This window comes from Afifella marina DSM 2698 (assembly GCF_900102695.1).
GTDB classification, from domain to species: Bacteria; Pseudomonadota; Alphaproteobacteria; order Rhizobiales; family Afifellaceae; genus Afifella; species Afifella marina.
In genome coordinates this window covers 213,775-232,277 of sequence record NZ_FMVW01000001.1, presented here as the reverse complement: position 1 = coordinate 232,277, position 18,503 = coordinate 213,775, and the positions used below count along the sequence as shown (strand labels likewise).

Here is an 18,503-nt window from a genome sequence, read left to right as displayed (position 1 = left end):
GGATGAACCGATGGGGGCAATCGTTCCGCTCATTTTGTGCGGAGGATCAGGCACGCGCCTTTGGCCGGCCTCGCGCGAATCCGCGCCGAAGCAATTCATCAATTTCCTGGGCAAATGCTCGACCTTCCAAGAGACGATCCATCGTATCAGCGCGCCGGCTATCTTCGCGGCGCCGGTGATCGTTACAGCCGCCCGCTATCGCCACATGGTGGCGGAGCAATTGGCGGCACTCGGCGTGAGCGCCACCATTCTCCTCGAACCCGAAGGCCGGGATTCCGGGCCGGCGGCTGCGGCCGGAAGCCATTTCATCGCCGGACAGGATCCGCAGGCGATCGTCATGATGCTCGCCGCCGACCACATGGTGGAGGATGTCGCCAGTTTCCGGGCGGCCGCGCAGGAGGCCGCCGCCAGCGCACAGCAGGGCCAGATCGTGGCCTTCGGCGTGCACCCCGACCATGCCGCCACCGGCTATGGCTACATCCGGCCCGACGGCGCCGGCGAGACGCCGGCGATCCGTGCCGTCGCCGCCTTCATCGAAAAACCCGACGCTGCGGCAGCGCAGAATTATGTCGCCGCCGGCTATCTGTGGAACTCCGGCAATCTCGTTTTTCGCGCCGATCAGCTCCTTGCCGAATATGCCCGCTTCGATCCCGAGACGGTCTCGGCTGCCGCTGAAGCCGTGGCCGGCGCCAGATACGATTTCGGCTGTCCGCGGCTCGAGGAAACGAGCTTCGCCCGCACGACTCCTGCCTCCATCGATGTCGCCGTCTTGGAGAAAACGAAGACCATACGCGTTCTTCCCGTCTCCATGGGCTGGCGCGATATCGGCTCCTGGGACGCGCTCTGGTCGCTCACCGAAAAGGACGGGGAGGGCAATGCCGCGCGGGGAGAGGCCCTCTTCGTCGAGGCCGAAGACAATTACGTCCTGGGCGACAACCTCGTCGCCGTCGTCGGCCTGTCGGGCCTCGCCGTCATTCAGACGCGGGATGCGACGCTCGTCACCGATCGATCAAAAGCCGAGGCGCTCAAACCGCTCGTTGCCATGCTCAAGCAAAGCGGCCGGCCGCAGATCGAAGAGCCGGCCTATGTCTATCGCCCGTGGGGAAGCTATCAGGCGATCGATCGCGGCGAGCGGTTCCAGGTCAAGCGCATCGAGGTGAAGCCGGGTGGCCGGCTCTCCCTGCAACGGCATTTTCACCGCGCCGAGCACTGGATCGTGGTCCGCGGCACGGCTCTCGTCACGATCGGGAACACCGAAAAGCTCCTCTACGAGAACGAATCGACGTTCATCCCGATCGGGGCCGTGCACCGGCTCGAAAACCCCGGAAAAATCCCGCTCGAGCTGATCGAGGTGCAATCCGGCACCTATCTCGCCGAAGACGACGTGGTGCGGCTCGATGACGATTACGACAGGCTTCGCGACGGGGGCTGGGAGCGCCCCGCCTATGCGAGCGAGCCGGTCAGAGGCTCCAGTAATGGAGGTGCGGCGGGCAATCCGCAAAACGCGACTTCACATCCACAACCACGCCGCCATTTCTGACGCGCCCGAAGAGCTTCTGCCCGGCATCGGCGAGATAACCCGCATGCGGAACGGCCAAGATGGCCGCATCGAGATCGTCGATCGCCTCAAGCTCGCTCAGCTCGATCCCATAGGCCCGAAAAGTCGCCTCTTTTTCGGCGAGAGGATCGTGGACGAAGGGCGTGATGCCATAGTCCCGCAGCTCCTCGACGATATCGGGCACGCGGCTGTTGCGGAGATCGGAAACGTTTTCCTTGAAGGTGAGCCCAAAGATGCCGACGCGGCTGCCCTTCACAAGCAGTCCCTGCCCGATCATCAGCTTGACGGTCTTGCGCGCAATGAAGGCGCCCATCCCGTCATTGGTGCGGCGCCCGGCCAGGATGACCTCCGGATGGTGGCCCGTCTCCTCGGCCTTGGCCGTCAGATAATAGGGATCGACGCCGATGCAGTGACCGCCGACGAGGCCCGGCGTGAAATCGACGAAATTCCACTTGGTGCGCGCGGCCGCCAGCACGTCGGCGGTGCGCAGACCGAGACGGTCGAAGATGAGGGCAAGCTCGTTCATCAGCGCGATGTTAAGGTCGCGCTGCGTGTTCTCGATCACTTTCGCGGCCTCCGCCACGCGGATCGAGGGCGCGCGATGCACTTCCGCCTTAAGCACCGAGCCATAGAGCTCGGCGAGACGATCGAGCGTCTTTTCATCGGAGCCTGAAACCACCTTCGCGATGGTCTCGAAACGATGGCGGTCGTCTCCGGGATTGATGCGCTCCGGCGAATAGCCGACGGCAAAGTCCTGCCCGAACCTCAAGCCGCTCTCGGCTTCGAGGATCGGCACGCAGACCTCCTCCGTCGCGCCTGGATAGACCGTCGATTCGTACACGACGATATCGCCCGCCTTCAGCACGCGCCCCACAGTCACCGAAGCGCTCTGAAGCGGCCGGAGGTCCGGCCTTCGGGCGGGCGTGATCGGCGTCGGCACCGTGACGATGTGAATATCGGCCCGCGACAGCTCTTGCGTGTCGGAGGTGATGTGAAGCCTCGGACAGGCGAGATCCTGCGGCGTCACCTCGGCGTTGCGATCGCGCCCGGCGCGCAATTCATGCACGCGGGCCGTATCGATGTCGAAGGCGACCACCTCATAGCCCCCGCGCGCAAAAGCTGCGGCGACCGGGAGCCCGACATATCCGAGCCCCAGGACGGAGAGACGATGTGGGTCCAAAGATCCCCTCATGCGATGGTCACGATCAGGCAGGGGGGCGATGTCTCGGCAACCGTCCTCCAAATGCTATGCGACACGCCTACAAGCGGCGGGTTTTCCGGTCAACGGCAGGGCATGCTCCCGGTTGTGGCCTCCCCAGTTCCGGATAACGTTTCCGGCTGGCGCAGAGGACAAAATCGAGCGCCGCGAAGGCTTCCTCAAAAACTCAGAACGCGGGTGTTCTCCGCCAGGAGACGTTCCGCCATCTGCGGCGGCTCGGCCACGCCGACCCCGTCGATGAGCGCATCCTCGCTCAGCCCCTTGTTGGGCAGATAGAGGGCGCAGACATCGACGGAGGTGTCGGTCTTCTTCAGGATCGTCTGCATCAGCCCCTTCGGGCTCATGCCTTTCGGCTTCTGCAACGCCATTGCGCTCGCCGGCGCATTCTTGAGGGCGATATCGGCCGCCGGTCCGCATAGAAGCACATGCGCCTTCGCCCCCTGCTGCACCGATTGCATGGTGAGCACCATCGCCATCAGCTGCGTCTGCGGTTCGGGCGATGTCACGACGGTCACGAGCGCGGGCTTTTCCTGCGCCATGGCAGGCGTGGCCAAAACCAAAACGAGGCTCGCGAGGGCAAGGATCTTGCGCATCAGGGTTCTCCGCAAATCATCACATTCACCTTCAAGAATATGATTGTGATGAGGTCTGTAAAGCCCGAATGCCGCGCCCCTTCGCCGCGCCCACAACGAGACCGGCCGCCACGCTGTCGCGCGGCGGCCGGCATCGTCAAAGATCATTTGGCAGAGATCGTGCGGTCAGTCCTGCCGGGTCAGCGTCCGGCGCACGGCATCGCGCCAGCCGGCGAGCTTTTCGGTCCGCACGTCTTCGGAGATCTGCGGCGTGAAGCGGCGCTCGGGGCGCCAGGCCTTGGCGAATTCCTCTTCATGCGGCCACACGCCCGCCTGCCGGCCGGCGAGCCACGCCGCGCCAAGAGCGGTCGTTTCCAGAACCACCGGCCGATCAACCGGCGCATCGAGAAGATCGGCAAGACGCTGCATCGTCCAATCGCTCGCCACCATGCCGCCGTCGACGCGCAGAACCGGATCGTCGGCCCCCTGCCAGTCGCGCTGCATGGCGGAGATGAGGTCGGCCGTCTGGAAGCACACCGATTCAAGGGCCGCCCGGGCCAGCTCGGCCGGACCCGTCGCCCGCGTCAGACCGAACAACGCGCCGCGCGCATCGGAATCCCACCAGGGCGCGCCGAGCCCGGTGAAGGCCGGAACGAGGTAGACGTCCTGACCGGCATCGGCGCGGCCCGCGAGTTCACCCGATTCTTCGGCGCGGTCGATCATTTTGAGCCCGTCGCGCAGCCATTGCACGGCGGCGCCGGCCACGAAAATCGAGCCCTCGATCGCGTAGGTGGTGCGCCCGTCGAGACGATAGGCGATCGTGGTCAGAAGCTTGTTCTTGGAGCGGACGAATTCGTCACCCGTATTGAGGACGGCGAAACAGCCGGTTCCGTAGGTCGATTTCACCATGCCAGGCGTGAAACAGGCCTGGCCGAGGGTTGCCGCGTGCTGATCGCCGGCGACGCCGCGGATCGGGATCGCCGTGCCGAAGATCGCCGGATCCGTCTCGCCGAATTCCGCGGCGCTGTCCTTCACCTCCGGCAGCATGGACCGGGGCACGCCGAGCATGGCGAGAAGATCGTCGTCCCATTCGTTGCGGCGAATGTCGAACATCAGCGTCCGCGCCGCATTGGTCGCGTCGGTCGCGTGCACGCGACCGCCCGTCAGCTTCCAGATGAGCCAGGTGTCGACCGTGCCGAAGAGAAGGTCACCCGCTTCCGCGCGCGCTCTCGCCCCTTCGACATTGTCGAGAAGCCAGTTCACCTTGGTGCCGGAGAAATAGCTGTCGATCAGAAGACCGGTCTTCTCGGCAACCGGCTCGGCATTGCCCTCCTTGATGAGACGCTCGCAAAGCCGCGCCGTCCGGCGATCCTGCCAGACGATGGCGTTGTGGATCGGCTCGCCCGTGTGGCGGTCCCAGACGAGTGCCGTCTCGCGCTGATTGGTGATGCCGATGCCGGCGAGATCCGTCGCGGAGAGCCGGGCTTCGGCCAAGGCGCGGCGCACGGTTTCCACCGTGGTGCGCCACAGATCTTCCGGATTGTGCTCTACCCAGCCTGAACGCGGGAAATGCTGCTGGAATTCCAGCTGCCCGACGCCCATGACGTGGGCGCGATCGTCAAAGACGATCGCGCGTGACGATGTCGTGCCCTGATCGATGGCGAGGACGTAACCGCCCATATCCTACCCTTCCCTATTTTTTTCGTCTCGCCCCTTATTGGACGAGCGCCAGCCATGCTCAAGGGCGAAGGCAGGATACGGGGAAGGAAATCGACACGCGGCCCGGGTGCTGCGGACAAACACCCAAAAATCCGCATCTTCTGAATGCAACACGCCGGCCCGACAACCCGGGTCCGGCGTATTGCGAGGCCAGTCAGTGACGAAAAGCGGTCAGTGGCGCGCGGCCGTTTTCTTGTTGCCGCACAGGCGGTCGAACGCGTCGGCCGGGGCGTGCCCGGTCGCTTCCGCTTCGGCCGCAAGATCGCAGGCGGTGGCAAAGGTCGACATCATCTGAGCGAACGAACGGCCCTGACGTGCCAGCGCGTCGTGCCAGTGCGCTCCAGCGAGATGGGGTTGGGGGGTTGAGGGGGATGTGCGCATGGGATCACTCCTGCTTTGACCCTTCTATTCTTGCCGCTGCCCTACGCCCGCCTGCCGCACTGCACAACGCACCTTAGTCGATAGCTGCCATCGCGAATTCGGGAGGCTGAGACGCGAGATAGCGGAAATTCCGTTAATCCCTTTGAAGTCCGCCAGAGCCGGCCTACGCGGGCCGCGGGGGAAGGCCGCACAGTCAGGCACGGCGTGGAACCCACCTCCCCCTCCGCCGTTCGGCGATCATGGAATCGCATCCTCGCAACACGACCGAAGTCGTCGATCGCCTCGCCGAAACGGCCCGCCGGCATAAGCGCGTTTCGATCGGGCAGATGATGGATACGTTCGGCCATCGCAGCTATGGCCCCTTCCTCCTGGTCCCCGCCTTGATCGAGCTTTCACCGATCGGCGGGATCCCGGGGGTTCCAACCTTCCTCGCCGCCATCATCGCGCTCTTCGCAGGTCAGATGCTGTTCGGCCGCGACCATTTCTGGATCCCCGAATTCGTGTCGCGCCAGAGCGTCTCCGCCAGGAAACTCGGTGCGGCGACGCAATCCATGCGCTCCTTCGCGCGCCGCCTCGACCGCTGGTTCCACGGCCGCCTCACCCGCTACGCCAGGGGCCCCTTCGTGCGGATTGCGGCCTTCATCTGCATCCTGATGACGCTGACGGTGCCACCTTTGGAGCTTATCCCGTTTGCAAGCAGCGCGCCGATGGGCGCCGTCGCGCTCTTCGGGCTCGCGCTCCTCGTCTGCGACGGCGCCTTGATGATCGCCGCCACTGGCCTTGCAGCCGTCGCTTTGGTGGTGACGGCAAGCATCTTCGCGCCGGCCCTGTAGCAGGCAAGGTCACGCACGAGCGCCTGCCGGCGACCCGTTCTTCTGATCCCGCTGTTCAATTAGCAACCACACATCCACGCGACCGAAACCGACGCCAATCAACATCTCCGGCCCGGCGCCCGCTTTGTATAAAAATGTAAATATTGAATTATTGTACGTTCATTTCCAATAAGAGCGGAGATCTATTCTTTGCAGGTATTTATTATTGAGTATTTCAACTTGACTCTGCTTCTAATTTAGAACGTTATTCTCGTGTTGCGTCACGCACACGAGGAGGAAGTCATTATGGCAACTGAAGCCGGACATCTGCATCAGCCTGACTATTTGCGTGGCCTCGCCAAGCAGTTGCGCGAGGAAGCGGACCGGGCGGAGGCCCGCGCCAAGAACCTGGAGACTGGAAAGGAAGCCGTCGGCTGCGATCCCGGCTGCTGGAACGTCCTTTCCACCTGCATTCAGGTGCAACCGCTTTGACATGAAGCGTCCGGCGTCCGTTCCCCGGGCGCCGGATCTTTCTCCGCCTAACGCCGCCTTTCGAGCGGCGAAGACGGGCCCAATTCACACGCCGGGAGGAGGCCACAATGGGCGTTGAAGCGAAGCACTCCGTTCCTGTCCTGAAGGACAATGTGCGGCTGAAACCTATGCAAGGCTACGCGCTGGCACATGGCTATCATCCTTCGCTCATTCGGATGATCCATCCCTCACACGCGTTCTTTCTGTCGCTCTGCCACGGCCAGATGACTTCCGCCGAGATCGCCTTTCTGTACGGAGAGACATTCGGGCTTTCCCCTGCGAACGCGCGATCGCAGGTGCTCCGGCTCATCGAGCAGAACCGGATGTTCCTGACGGAGGACGACCTGCCTGTCAGAGGGGCGCGGCCTGATCTGCATGTCAAACCGCGCTTCGAACCGAAGAGCTTTCTCTATCCAGGAAACGACGCGGTCATCGCGAGCGCCATGCATGGGCAATGGCCGGTGCCCGCAGGCATCAACATCACGCTGACCTTCAAATGCAATTTCGACTGCACCTATTGCTATCAGGATCTCCGGCAAAAGGGAGACCCGCGCTGGGACCTGACGAAGTGTATGGAGGTGGTCGACGAGGCGGCGGATTGGGGTGTCGTATTCCTCGGCCTCACCGGCGGCGAACCCACTCTCTTCAAGGGCTGGCTGGAGGTCATCGAGCACGGCCTCAGCCGCGGCATGATCCCGACGATCACCAGCAATGGCACGGTGATCGGCTCGGATCAGAGGATCGCGCAACGCCTCGCCCAAGCGGGGATGGAGGAGATCACGATTTCCTTCGACGCGCCGACGGCAGAGCTCCACGACGCGGTGACGCGCTCGCGCGGGCAGTTCCAGCGCGTGCTCAACGCCATCCACTATCTGACCGACGCCGGCATCAAGGTCATCGTGAAGAGCGTGCTGACCCCCAAGACACAACACGGCGTCGAGACGATGATCGACCTTCTCGTCACGCTCGGCGTTGCGGAGATCGGCATCTCCTACATGGAAACCGGCGCCATCCATTCCGGCGCCAATTCAGAAACGAACGTCACGGACGAAGAGCTCGCGCAAGTGCGCCAGAAGGTGGCGAAGAAACGCGACGATTACGCCGCTCTCTGCCGCATTCATCCCCCCAAGGACACGAGCCGCAAATGGAGCGAGGACGACTGGTATCCTTGCGGCGGCATCAATATGGGTATGTCGATCTTTCCGACCGGCGATGTGTCCGTCTGCGACAAGATGCATGGCGTGAAGGACTTCACCTACGGCAACGTCTTCGAGGCCGGGCTGAAAGCGATCTGGAACGGGGACGCGTTCGCGGCGCTGCGTGAGCGCACGGTGGCACCCGCGCTGATCGATCCGGAATGCGCGCGCTGCTCCAAGCTCTATGCCTGCCGCACCTCTTGCTTCGTGGATTCGTTCAACGCCACCGGCAGCTACTACGCCAAGGACCCACATTGCGGCGGGCCTTTTTTCGCCTGAGCACGCTCCAGGACCACCGCCCGCGGAAAGGCCAAACCCATGACCGTGAAATTCGACATCAACTATCATGCTCAACTGACCGAAGAGGCCAATGACGGCGTCCTCGATCAACAGCAACTCGGCTATGTGGTTCTCGCCAATATGGCGCAAGATCTGCTGCAGACGAAAAGCTACGTGCATTTCGACAATTGCGATTTTCCCGGCGGCATCCAGCATATCGGCGAGGAATGGAACCTCATCGACACGATCGGTGACAAGTACGGAGATCCCGCACTCGCCGCGTTCGGCGCCCTCCTCCATACGACGCAGGACTTCTACGCGCATTCGAACTGGATCGAATTGCATGTGGATGAGGCGCCGATCCCCGTCTGGGACCAGACGCTTGCGACCTTGCCCGCAGATATCGTCAGCGGCACCTGGGCGCTCGGCTCGCCAAAACTGTGCGGACCGAACGCACCGAGCCACAGCGAGCTTAACAAGGACAGCCCGAGCTCGAAGGAAGGAAGCAAGGTCGTCGACAGCGGCCCCAACAAGGGCAAGAGCCTGTTCGAGCTTGCCTATGCGACCGCGCTGTCGGCCACCAAAGTGCAGTACGCCCGCTTCAAGACGGTCGACCTGGCAGCCGGCCATCTGCGTGCCGTGCGCACGGAAGGCGAGACCTTGATGTACATGATAAAGGCGAACGCCGAATTGCGCCGCGTCTTCTGACGTTCGCCCAACTCCCCCGATTTCTTACTCTCGAAGCGCTTCGATATCCCGGAAGAGATCGAGCGCTTCGGGATTGGCGAGCGCCTCGAGATTCTTCACGTCGCGGCCGTGGACGATGTCGCGCACGGCAAGCTCGGTGATCTTTCCCGACTTCGTGCGCGGAATATCGGCGACCTGGACGATCTTCTGCGGCACGTGGCGGGGCGAGGCCCCCTCGCGGATCTGCTGCTTGATGCGCTTCGTCATCTCCGCATCGAGCTCGACACCCTCCGCGAGCCTGACGAAGAGAACGATGCGCACATCGTCGTCATAGGTCTGGCCGATGGCGAGCGCCTCCAGGATCTCCGGCAGCTTTTCGACCTGGTTGTAGATTTCCGCTGTCCCGATCCTGACCCCGCCCGGATTGAGCGTCGCATCGGAGCGGCCATGGATGATGATGCCGCCATGTTCGGTCCATTCGGCAAAGTCGCCATGGCACCACACGCCCGGAAAGCGATCGAAATAGGCAGACTGGTATTTGATCCCGTCGGGATCGTTCCAGAACATCACCGGCATCGACGGAAAGGGCTTCGTGCAGACGAGTTCGCCCTTGGCTCCCTTCACGGGCTGGCCGTCCTCGTCCCACACATCGACCGCCATGCCGAGACCCGGCCCCTGGATCTCGCCACGCCAGACGGGCTCGGTCGGAATGCCGAGGACGAAGCAGGAGACGATGTCGGTGCCGCCAGAAATCGAGGCGAGATGCATATCCTTCTTGATCGCCTCGTAGACGAAGTCGAAATTCTCCGGCGCGAGCGGCGAGCCGGTCGAGGTCATCATGCGCAGAGCCGAAAGGTCGTGCGACGTCGCCGGCTTAAGCCCCGCCTTGCGCACCGCATCGATGAACTTCGCCGAGGTGCCGAAGATCGCCATCTTCTCTTCGGCGGCATAATCGAACAGAACGTTGCCGTCGGGATAGAAGGGCGAGCCGTCGTAAAGCAGGAGCGTCGCATCGCAGGCGAGCCCCGAGACGAGCCAGTTCCACATCATCCAGCCGCAGGTGGTGAAGTAGAAAAGCTTCTCGCCCGGCCTAATCGAGCAATGCAGCCGGTGCTCCTTCAGATGCTGCAGCAGCGTGCCGCCCGCCCCATGCACGATGCATTTCGGAATGCCCGTCGTGCCGGAGGAAAAGAGCACATAGAGCGGATGGTTGAAGGGCAGGCGCTCGAAGGTCGGCTCCTTCGCCTCGAAAGCGGCGATGAAATCATCGAGGGCGACGCCCCGTTTCACGCGCTTCGCCACCTCCTCGGCCTGGTCGAGATAGGGCACGATGACGACCTTTGCGGCCGTCGGAAGCTTCTCGGCGATCTTGCCGAGCTTGTCGGCCACCTCGATCTTCTTGCCGTTGTACCAATAGCCGTCGCAGGCGATGAGGAGCTTCGGCTCGATCTGGCCGAACCGGTCGAGAACGCCGCCCTCGCCGAAATCCGGCGAGCAGGACGACCAGATCGCGCCGAGCGAGCTTGCCGCCAGCATCGCGGCGATCGTTTCCGGCATGTTCGGCATCATCGCCGCCACCGGGTCGCCCTTGCCGATGCCGGCGTCGCGCATTGCCTGCTGCAGGCGCGAGACGAGACCGCGGAGATCGTCCCAGGAGAGCCGCCGCCTCACCTTGTCTTCGCCGCGGAAGACGAGGGCATCCTCGGCGCCTTTGCGCTTCAAGAGGTTCTCGGCGAAATTCAGCCGCGCATCCGGAAAGAAGGCCGCCCCCGGCATCGCCTCGGCGCTTTCCAGGATCCGCTCGCCCTTTTCGCCGACGACGCCGCAATGATCCCAGATCGCGTTCCAGAAAGCGGCAGGATCACGCACCGACCACGCGTGCAAAGCGTGATAGTCGGAGAGCTCTTCACCCGCCGCCGCCTCGGCTGCGGTTTTGCGGAAGCGCGCCATGGGCGTCGCCTCGGCCTTGGCCGGATCGGGTTTCCACAAAGGCGTATCGTTCATCAGCGTTTCCTCGGCTCGTGTTCTGTAAGGGCGGTCTTGCCTCACGCAGGAAGGCGTGCAGAAAGCCCCAAGCGCCTTGCCTTCGGGCGGCAAAGCCCCTATCGCGATGACAACGGAGATAGGTTCCCATGATGCGGCGGCTGCTTATCGCCCTCGGCCTCCTGGTCATAATCGTGGGCGGGCTGGCATTCCTCGCTAGCCAACTCGTCTCGCCCGAAGACGTCAAGCGTCGGGTCGCCGAGCAGATATCGGCCTGGACCGGGCGGGAAGTCTCGCTCGAAGGCGAAGCCGTCATCACGCTCCTGCCGCGCCTCAGCGTCAAGCTCAAGGACGTGGAAATCGCCGGACCTCCTGGCGACGACACGCCTTTCGTCCAGATGGCCTTCCTCAAAGCCTCGGTGCGCCTCCTGCCGCTTCTCATCGGCGAGGTCGAAATCGAGGATTTCACCATCGTCTCTCCCGTGATTTCGCTGCGACGCGCCGCCGATGGGGCGGAGAGCTGGGATTTCGACACGAGTGCCGCCGCACTGCAACTGGCCTTTGCCGGCGATGTGCGCCTCGGCTCCTTCGTCATCCAGAACGGTCGCATCGTCTACAGCGACGAGCAGACCGGACGCCGCGAGGTCTTCTCCAAGGTCAACCTCAATCTGCAATGGGACAGCGTCAGAAAACCCATCGAGGTTTCCGGCCGCTTCGTGCGGCACGGCGAAGAGATGCGTATCACCGCCTCCGCCCAGCAGCCCTACCGCTTCATTCGGGCCGGCGAAACGACGCTCAATCTCGATGTGCAGGCAAAAAGCCTCAACGCCTCCTTCAGCGGGACCGTGCGCGACCCGCGCGATCCGCATCTCCTCGGCCGGCTCGCCCTCAACCTCGAAGACGCGCCCAACGTCCTCTCCTGGTTCAGCAGCCATTATGCCGAAGCCTCGCCCTTCCAGACCATTCGCCTCGACAGCGACGCCGACATCGCCGGCAATATGGCGACGTTTTCCGACGCCACCCTCAATCTGAACGGCGTTTCGGGAAAGGGCGCCTTGCGGCTCGATTTCACCGGCACGCCGTCCGTGTCCGGAACGCTCGCCTTCCCCTCCTTCGATACGACGCCGGTCCTGCATCATCTCTTCCGCGTCGACGACGGCGCGGCGCCGGAGATCCTCAAAACCCGCCTCACCACCGGCTGGCTCGACGATTTCAAGGCCGATCTTCGCGTCTCGGCCGGCGAGGTTCGGGTCGATGCGGCCCGCCTGCAGCGGGTCGGGGCCTCCCTTCTCGTCCAGAACGGCCATGCCCTTCTGACGATCGGCGAGGCGGAGCTTTATGGCGGGCATCTCAGCGGCAACATCACCCTCGATGTGGATGAAGGCCTGCCGCGTCTGCAGACCGCCTTGCGCGCGCACGAGCTCAAGACCGCCGGCCTCACCTCCATGCTCGGCACCGCGCCGATCGAGGGGACGGCGGATATCATGGTCGAACTGGCCGGCTCCGGCGAAGATGTCGGCGCCATGCTGCAGGCCGCGACCGGGCGTCTCACCGTCGACGCCAAGAACGGCCGCCTGCCCTATGTCGATCTGGACGCGGCCGCCAAGGCGCCTGAAGGCGGGGCGCAGCCGCTTCTCAACGCGACCGCAAGCACGCCTTTCACGCTGCTCAAAGCGGGCCTCACCTTCGCCGACGGGCAGGGTGAACTCACCGATGGCCTCGTCGAGACATCCCGCTACACCGCAGCGCTTACCGGTGAGATCGGCCTTCATGACCGCCGCCTCGATCTGTCCGGGACGCTCACGCCGAAGACGGATCAGCCGGCGATGCCGATCGAAATCATCGGCACTTTGGCAAGCCCCGAACTGACATCGCGTGCGCCCGCCTCGAATTGAGGAGCGTCACTGACCGTGGCTTAAGGTGTCCGCGCCGGTGAGCGGGCCTTGCCGAGGATCGAAGCCGTCAGCACCCCCAGCGTCACCAGCGCCACGAGGATGGTGCAGACCGCGTTGATTTCGGGCGTCACGCCGCGCCGAACCTGGCTGTAGATCTTCATCGGCAAGGTGGTTGCGCCCGGGCCCGTCGTGAAACTCGCAATGACGAGATCGTCGAGCGAGAGCGAGAAGGCGAGCATCCAGCCGGCAATGACGGCCGGCGCGATCAAAGGCAGCGTGACGGCAAAGAAGGTCTTCACCGGCGTCGCCCCGAGATCGAGCGCCGCCTCTTCCAGGGAGCGGTCGAAGGAGAGGAGCCGCGACTGCACGACGACGGCGACGAAGCACATCGAAAAGGTGATGTGCGCGATCGTCACCGTCCAGAAGCCGCGATCGAAATTGATCGCCACGAAGAGCAGCAGGAGCGACAGACCGGTGATCACCTCCGGCATGACGAGGGGCGCGAAGACCATGCCGGAAAAGAGCGTGCGCCCCCAAAACCGCCCACCGCGCACGAGCGCGAGGGCTGCAAGCGTGCCGAGAACGGTCGCCACTGAGGCCGACAGGAGCCCGACACGCAACGTCACCCAGGCCGCATCGAGAATGCTCTCATTGTGCATGAGCTCGACATACCAGCGCGTGGAAAAACCGCCCCAGACGGTGACGATGCGCGAGGCGTTGAAGGAATAGATGATCAGAATGAGGATCGGCAGATAGAGGAAGGCGAGGCCGAAGACGAGCGCGACCAGATTGAAGGAGGTGAAGCGGCGCATCAGCTCGACGCCCTCTGCTGCATCTTCTGGAAAATGACGATCGGCACGACGAGGAGGAGCAGGAGCACGATCGCGACCGCGCTCGCGACCGGCCAGTCGCGGTTGTAGAAGAACTCGACCCAGAGGGTGCGCCCGATCATCAAGGTGTCGGAGCCACCGAGAAGATCCGGGATGACGAATTCCCCCACGGCCGGAATGAAGACGAGCAGCGATCCCGCCAGAATGCCGGGCACCGACAAAGGCACGGTGATCTTCCAAAAAGCCCCGAGCGGCGTCGCACCGAGATCGTTCGCGGCCTCGATCAGCCGGTAATCCATCTTCTCCAGGGTGGCGTAGAGCGGCAGCACCATGAAGGGCAGGTAGGAATAGACGATGCCGATATAGACCGCCCAATTGGTGTTGATGATGGTGAGGGGCTGGTCGATGACGCCGAGCGACAGAAGCAGCTGGTTCAATAGCCCCTCGGGCTTCAGGATGCCGATCCAGGCATAGACGCGGATCAGAAACGACGTCCAAAACGGCAGGATGATCGCCATCAAGAGGAGCGGACGAATGCGGTCCGGCGCGCGCGCCATCGCAAGCGCCAGAGGATAGCCGATGAGGAGCGTGATCACGGTCGAAATGAGCGCGATCTTGACCGAGGAAAGATAGGCTTTGATGTAAAGCGCATCCTCCGTCAGCCAGACGTAATTGTCGAAGGAGAGGTCCTGCACCCTCTCCCACAGGTTCGCCAGCCCGTCGAAGACCGGTGCGTAGGGCGGCATGGCGATCGCGGTCGCTGAAAACGAGATCTTCAGGACGATCAGAAACGGCGCCAGAAAGAAGACGGCGAGCCACAGATAGGGAATGGCGATGACGACGCGGCGGGCGAAAAAGCTGCGCAAAGCGTGCACGCCGACCCCCTATCGTACCAGAACGGTGCCGGCGTCCGGCCGCCAGGAGAGGAAGACGCGATCCTCCCAGGTGAGCGGACGCTCCACTTCGCGCGAGGCGTTGAGCCGCGTCGCACGCACCACGTCGCCGGAATCGAGCTTGATGTTGTAGATCGAGACATCGCCGAGATAACCGATATCCCAGACTTCGCCTTCGATGACATTGGTGGTGGCGTTTGGCGGCCGCTCATGGCTGATCACCATCTTTTCGGGGCGGATGGCGAACCAGATCGTCTCGCCGGCCTGCGGGCGGGCCACGCCTTGCGGCATCTCCGCCACCTCGACGGTGAAACCGGCGGCCGTCGTCATGGTCAGGCCGCCATTTTCCAGATGCGCGATGCGGCCTTCGAAAATGTTCACGTCGCCGACGAAATCGGCGATGTAGCGGGAGGCCGGCGCCTCATAGATGACGGCGGGCGTCGCCACCTGGATGACGCGGCCATGGTCCATGACGGCGATGCGGTCGGCCATGGTCATCGCCTCCTCCTGATCGTGCGTGACGATGAGGAAGGTGAGACCCAGGCTCTCCTGCAAATCGGTCAGCTCGAACTGCGTCTCCTCGCGCAGCTTCTTGTCGAGCGCGCCGAGCGGCTCGTCGAGAAGCAGCACCTTCGGGCGCTTGGCGAGCGCACGGGCAAGCGCCACACGCTGCTGCTGGCCGCCGGACAATTGCGCCGGCTTGCGGCGGGCGAAATCCTGCAATTTGACGAGGCGCAGCATCTCTTCGACGCGCACCGCGATATCGGCCTTCGCCATCCCCTCCTGCTTCAAGCCGAAGGCGATGTTGTCGGCGACGTTCATATGCGGGAAGAGCGCGTAGGACTGGAACATCATGTTGACGGGGCGCTTGTGCGGCGGCACCCCGGTCAAAGGCCGGCCATCCAGAAAAATCTCGCCCTCGCTCGGTTCTTCGAAGCCGGCCAGCATCCGCAACAAGGTGGTCTTGCCGCAACCGGACGGCCCGAGCAGGGCGTAGAATTCGCGCTCGTAGACGGTGATCGACTGATTGTCGACGGCGGTGAAATCGCCGAAGCGTTTGGTGACGTTCCTGAATTCGATGAAGGGTGGCTGACTCGGATCGTTCCACGGCTGAAAAGCGCGCCTCACGGGCCCGAGCATTTTGGCCATACGTAACCCTTCCCTCGTTAAAGGCCGGGCAGAATGCCTGCCCGGCCAATTTGCGGCCTCTTACTGCCCGGTCTTGACGCTCGTCCAGGCCCGCGTGATGAGCCGCTGCGCCTTCGGATTGTACGGGTCGACCGTGTAGAGCTTGTCCATCACGTCCTTCGGCGGATAGATCGCCGGATCGCCGATGATCTCTTCATCGAGATATTGCTGCGAATCCTTGTTGCCGTTGGCATAGAAGACATAGTTCGACGCCTTGGCGATGACATCGGGACGCAGGATGTAATTGATGAAGGCATGGGCGTTGTCGGGATGCGGCGCGTCGGCCGGGATCGACATCTGATCGAACCACATCTGCGCGCCCTCCTTCGGGATCACGTATTTGACGTTGATCCCTTCGGCCTCCGCATCGATCGCCTGGAAGACATCGCCCGACCAGCCGACGGCCATGCAGATGTCGCCGTTGGCGAGAGAATCGATATAGGCGGAGGAGTGGAACTTCTGAATGTAGGGGCGCACGGACTTCAACAACTCTTCCGCCTTGTCGATGTCGTCCGGCTTCGTCGAATTCGGGTCGAGACCGAGATAGTTGAGGGCGGCCGGGATCATCTCCGTCGGCGCGTCGAGCATATAGACGCCGCAATCCTGAAACTTCGAGATGACGTCGGGATCGAAGATCATATCCCAGGAGTTGACCGGCGCGTCGGGCATGCGCTCGTTGATCATATCGACATTGTAGCCGATGCCGGTCGTGCCCCACATGTAATTGACCGAATATTCGTTGTCGGGATCGTATTTCGATACCCGCTCGGCGATCGTGTCCCAGACATGGCTGAGATTGGGGAGCTTCGACTTGTCGAGCTTCTGCATGGCGCCGGCCTGGATCTCGCGGGCGAGAAACGGCGAGGCGGACGGCAGGACGACATCATAGCCGGTGCCGCCGGAGAGAAGCTTGGTTTCCAGGATCTCGTTGGAATCGTAGACGTCGTAGACGACCTTGATGCCGGTTTCCTTGGTGAAGTCTTCGAGGATGGATTCGTCGATATAGTCCGACCAATTGTAGACGTTGACGACCTTCTCCTCGTCCTGCGCGAAGGCCGGACTGCCGGAGGCAGCGACGATCGCCAGGGTGGAGACGAGACAAAGAGCTCTGAACAAGAGCACCTCCCCTGTTGGTGGGCTTTCACTGCACGCATAGCGGCCATTCGCAGGCAACATAGGGGCAAGCCGCGGCAGGCTTCAATCGCCGCGGGGCCAAAAACGCCCCGTTTCGGCATAACGAAAGTCGCAGGCGCGCGCGGATTTTCCTCTCACGGGATTTCCCGGTCGGATTTGCCGATGCGGTAATCGTGCAGGCTCGCCGGCCGCGTCGCTGGCGGCTGGGCGCGATGGGCGCAGCCTTCCCGCTCGCACAGCCGGCACGTTACGCCGACAGGGCGCGCCGGTGCCGAGCGCACGAAATCATAGACGGTCGCCTCGGCAAAACGCTCGGGGAAGACGAGAAGCGTCGCCCGCAAAGGCGGCGGCAGCGTCTTGTCGGCAAGCGCTTCGGATTCCCGCATGGCGAGCGCGAAGAAGGTCGCCCCGTCGGGAAAAGACAGGCGCGCCGCGAGCACGCCGCTTTCCGTCCGCCGGTCGAAAATCGGCAGGCGCCCGCAGGCGGCTCCGAAACGGGCAAACGGAAAACCCGCGCCTCGGATGCGGGTGATCACGGTGCCGGCGCCGTCAAGCACGACGAGGGCGGCCTCGTCGACATCGCTCTCTGGATCGCCGGCAAGGGCTGCAAGGCGCGCCATGATGCGGGCATTGCGGGTCTGGAAGCGCTGGCTGAGCCCGGCGAGATCGAAGCGGAATTCGCGCGCCGCCGCGGCAAGGCGCGGGGCCGGGATCAGAATCGCGTCGGCGAGACGACGCGCGAAGCCCGCCCGCAGGAGACGCTGCGATTCCGTATCCTTGGGCGCGGCCTGGGCGGCGAGCTTGTTCAAAAGCGGCGTATGGCCGGAATAGGCGACCTGCAGCGCGACGAGCCAGGCGCGATCGACGAGCGGCACGGATTCGGCGATGAAGAAGCGCATCGAATGGCGATCGAAGCGGGCGCGCTCGTCCGGCAGGGCATGGGCGGGCAGGATCCTGAGATCGATGCCGTGGCGCTCGCGCAGATGCGCCTTCAACGCGGCGAAGGGATCGTCGCGCGGGGTGAGCTCTTCGGCGAGCGCCGCAGCGGTCTCTTCAAGTTCGGGAAACCACGGCCCCGCCTCTTCGAACCAGGTCGCGACCCGGTCGAAGGGCAGCCGCGCGCCCATTTCGGTGCGGATCTCGCCGCCTTCGGCCAGAAGCTGCGATAATTCGGAGAGGCGGTCCGCGCCTTCCATATAGGCCTCATAGAGACGCGAGATGCCGCGCACCACATTGGGGGCCGCCTCCGCCACCTCTTCGAGCTCCGAGGGGCTCGGCACTTCCGCGGCCAGAAGCGGATCGGCGAACACCGCCTTGATGGCGTCGAGATCCGCCCCCTCCTCGTCGAGCTTGAGCTCGGCGGCGTTGATCTTGAACGCCGCCTGCAACTTCAACAGCACCTGCACGGTCAGGGGGCGCTGGTTGCGTTCGATGAGGTTCAGGTAGCTTGAAGAGATGCCGAGCGCTTCGGCCATGTCGGCCTGGGTCAGGCCGAGACCGTTTCTGACGCGCCTGATGCGCGGACCTGCGAATATCTTGCGTTCCGCCACGATCGCCTCCCCCCATCGCGCCGCTGCAGCGACGGCAAACTTAGCGCGCGCCGTTTCCGTTGTAAATATTTTACAA

16 protein-coding genes are annotated in these 18,503 nt (G+C 63.4%); 6 read left to right on the top strand and 10 right to left on the bottom strand.

What is annotated here, in order from left to right:
* The first annotated feature begins 10 nt into the window (after nt 1-10).
* Nucleotides 11-1,540 (top strand): mannose-1-phosphate guanylyltransferase/mannose-6-phosphate isomerase, encoded by a 1,530-nt coding sequence (locus tag BLP76_RS01040; RefSeq protein ID WP_092809040.1) that lies wholly within the window; start codon nt 11-13, stop codon nt 1,538-1,540.
* Here BLP76_RS01040 and BLP76_RS01035 read toward each other — a convergent pair.
* From BLP76_RS01035 to BLP76_RS18520, 4 genes are all read right to left on the bottom strand, one after another.
* The gene (locus BLP76_RS01035) at nt 1,461-2,738 is read right to left on the bottom strand and encodes a nucleotide sugar dehydrogenase (RefSeq protein ID WP_244514344.1); all 1,278 of its coding nucleotides are present in this window, start codon (nt 2,736-2,738) and stop codon (nt 1,461-1,463) included. The genes BLP76_RS01040 and BLP76_RS01035 overlap by 80 nt on opposite strands.
* A 197-nt stretch (nt 2,739-2,935) precedes the next feature.
* A complete protein-coding gene (locus BLP76_RS01030; protein WP_092809038.1) occupies nt 2,936-3,370 on the bottom strand; it encodes a DsrE family protein in 435 nt (144 codons plus the stop codon).
* 165 nt (nt 3,371-3,535) lie between these two features.
* Complete coding sequence (glpK, locus tag BLP76_RS01025) at nt 3,536-5,029, bottom strand: glycerol kinase GlpK (RefSeq protein WP_092809037.1); 1,494 nt, start codon at nt 5,027-5,029, stop codon at nt 3,536-3,538.
* Between the two features lie 210 nt (nt 5,030-5,239).
* Nucleotides 5,240-5,449, bottom strand: a complete 210-nt coding sequence (locus BLP76_RS18520) for a hypothetical protein (RefSeq protein WP_139163650.1) — start codon at nt 5,447-5,449, stop codon at nt 5,240-5,242.
* Between the two features lie 239 nt (nt 5,450-5,688).
* On the opposite strand from BLP76_RS18520, the gene BLP76_RS01020 reads away from it, so the two are divergent.
* The 4 genes from BLP76_RS01020 (at nt 5,689) to BLP76_RS01005 (ending at nt 8,975) form a co-directional block, all read left to right on the top strand.
* Nucleotides 5,689-6,282: an exopolysaccharide biosynthesis protein gene (locus BLP76_RS01020; RefSeq protein WP_092809036.1), complete on the top strand. Its 594-nt coding sequence runs from the start codon at nt 5,689-5,691 to the stop codon at nt 6,280-6,282.
* 285 nt (nt 6,283-6,567) lie between these two features.
* Nucleotides 6,568-6,753: a hypothetical protein gene (locus tag BLP76_RS01015; protein WP_092809035.1), complete on the top strand. Its 186-nt coding sequence runs from the start codon at nt 6,568-6,570 to the stop codon at nt 6,751-6,753.
* Nucleotides 6,754-6,860: 107 nt separating this feature from the next.
* Nucleotides 6,861-8,267: a radical SAM/SPASM domain-containing protein gene (locus BLP76_RS01010; RefSeq protein WP_092809034.1), complete on the top strand. Its 1,407-nt coding sequence runs from the start codon at nt 6,861-6,863 to the stop codon at nt 8,265-8,267.
* Between the two features lie 39 nt (nt 8,268-8,306).
* The gene (locus BLP76_RS01005) at nt 8,307-8,975 is read left to right on the top strand and encodes a hypothetical protein (protein WP_092809033.1); all 669 of its coding nucleotides are present in this window, start codon (nt 8,307-8,309) and stop codon (nt 8,973-8,975) included.
* A gap of 24 nt (nt 8,976-8,999) precedes the next feature.
* Here the strand turns inward: BLP76_RS01005 and BLP76_RS01000 are convergent, their stop codons facing one another.
* Entirely contained in the window at nt 9,000-10,958 is a 1,959-nt protein-coding gene (locus BLP76_RS01000; protein WP_092809032.1) for an acetoacetate--CoA ligase, read from the bottom strand.
* Nucleotides 10,959-11,086: 128 nt separating this feature from the next.
* Between BLP76_RS01000 and BLP76_RS00995 the strand changes: the two genes are divergently transcribed.
* Complete coding sequence (locus BLP76_RS00995) at nt 11,087-12,832, top strand: AsmA family protein (RefSeq protein ID WP_092809031.1); 1,746 nt, start codon at nt 11,087-11,089, stop codon at nt 12,830-12,832.
* 20 nt (nt 12,833-12,852) lie between these two features.
* On the opposite strand, the gene BLP76_RS00990 is transcribed toward BLP76_RS00995, so the two are convergent.
* From BLP76_RS00990 to BLP76_RS00970, 5 genes are all read right to left on the bottom strand, one after another.
* Nucleotides 12,853-13,644, bottom strand: a complete 792-nt coding sequence (locus BLP76_RS00990; protein ID WP_092809030.1) for an ABC transporter permease — start codon at nt 13,642-13,644, stop codon at nt 12,853-12,855.
* Nucleotides 13,644-14,528 (bottom strand): ABC transporter permease subunit, encoded by an 885-nt coding sequence (locus tag BLP76_RS00985; protein WP_092809029.1) that lies wholly within the window; start codon nt 14,526-14,528, stop codon nt 13,644-13,646. The genes BLP76_RS00990 and BLP76_RS00985 overlap by 1 nt, the downstream gene beginning before the upstream one ends.
* Nucleotides 14,529-14,546: 18 nt before the next feature.
* Nucleotides 14,547-15,704, bottom strand: a complete 1,158-nt coding sequence (locus BLP76_RS00980) for an ABC transporter ATP-binding protein (protein ID WP_092809028.1) — start codon at nt 15,702-15,704, stop codon at nt 14,547-14,549.
* Nucleotides 15,705-15,764: 60 nt separating this feature from the next.
* The gene (locus BLP76_RS00975) at nt 15,765-16,859 is read right to left on the bottom strand and encodes a polyamine ABC transporter substrate-binding protein (RefSeq protein WP_274605670.1); all 1,095 of its coding nucleotides are present in this window, start codon (nt 16,857-16,859) and stop codon (nt 15,765-15,767) included.
* Nucleotides 16,860-17,011: 152 nt separating this feature from the next.
* The gene (locus BLP76_RS00970) at nt 17,012-18,427 is read right to left on the bottom strand and encodes a short-chain fatty acyl-CoA regulator family protein (RefSeq protein ID WP_092809026.1); all 1,416 of its coding nucleotides are present in this window, start codon (nt 18,425-18,427) and stop codon (nt 17,012-17,014) included.
* Nucleotides 18,428-18,503: the final 76 nt, after the last annotated feature.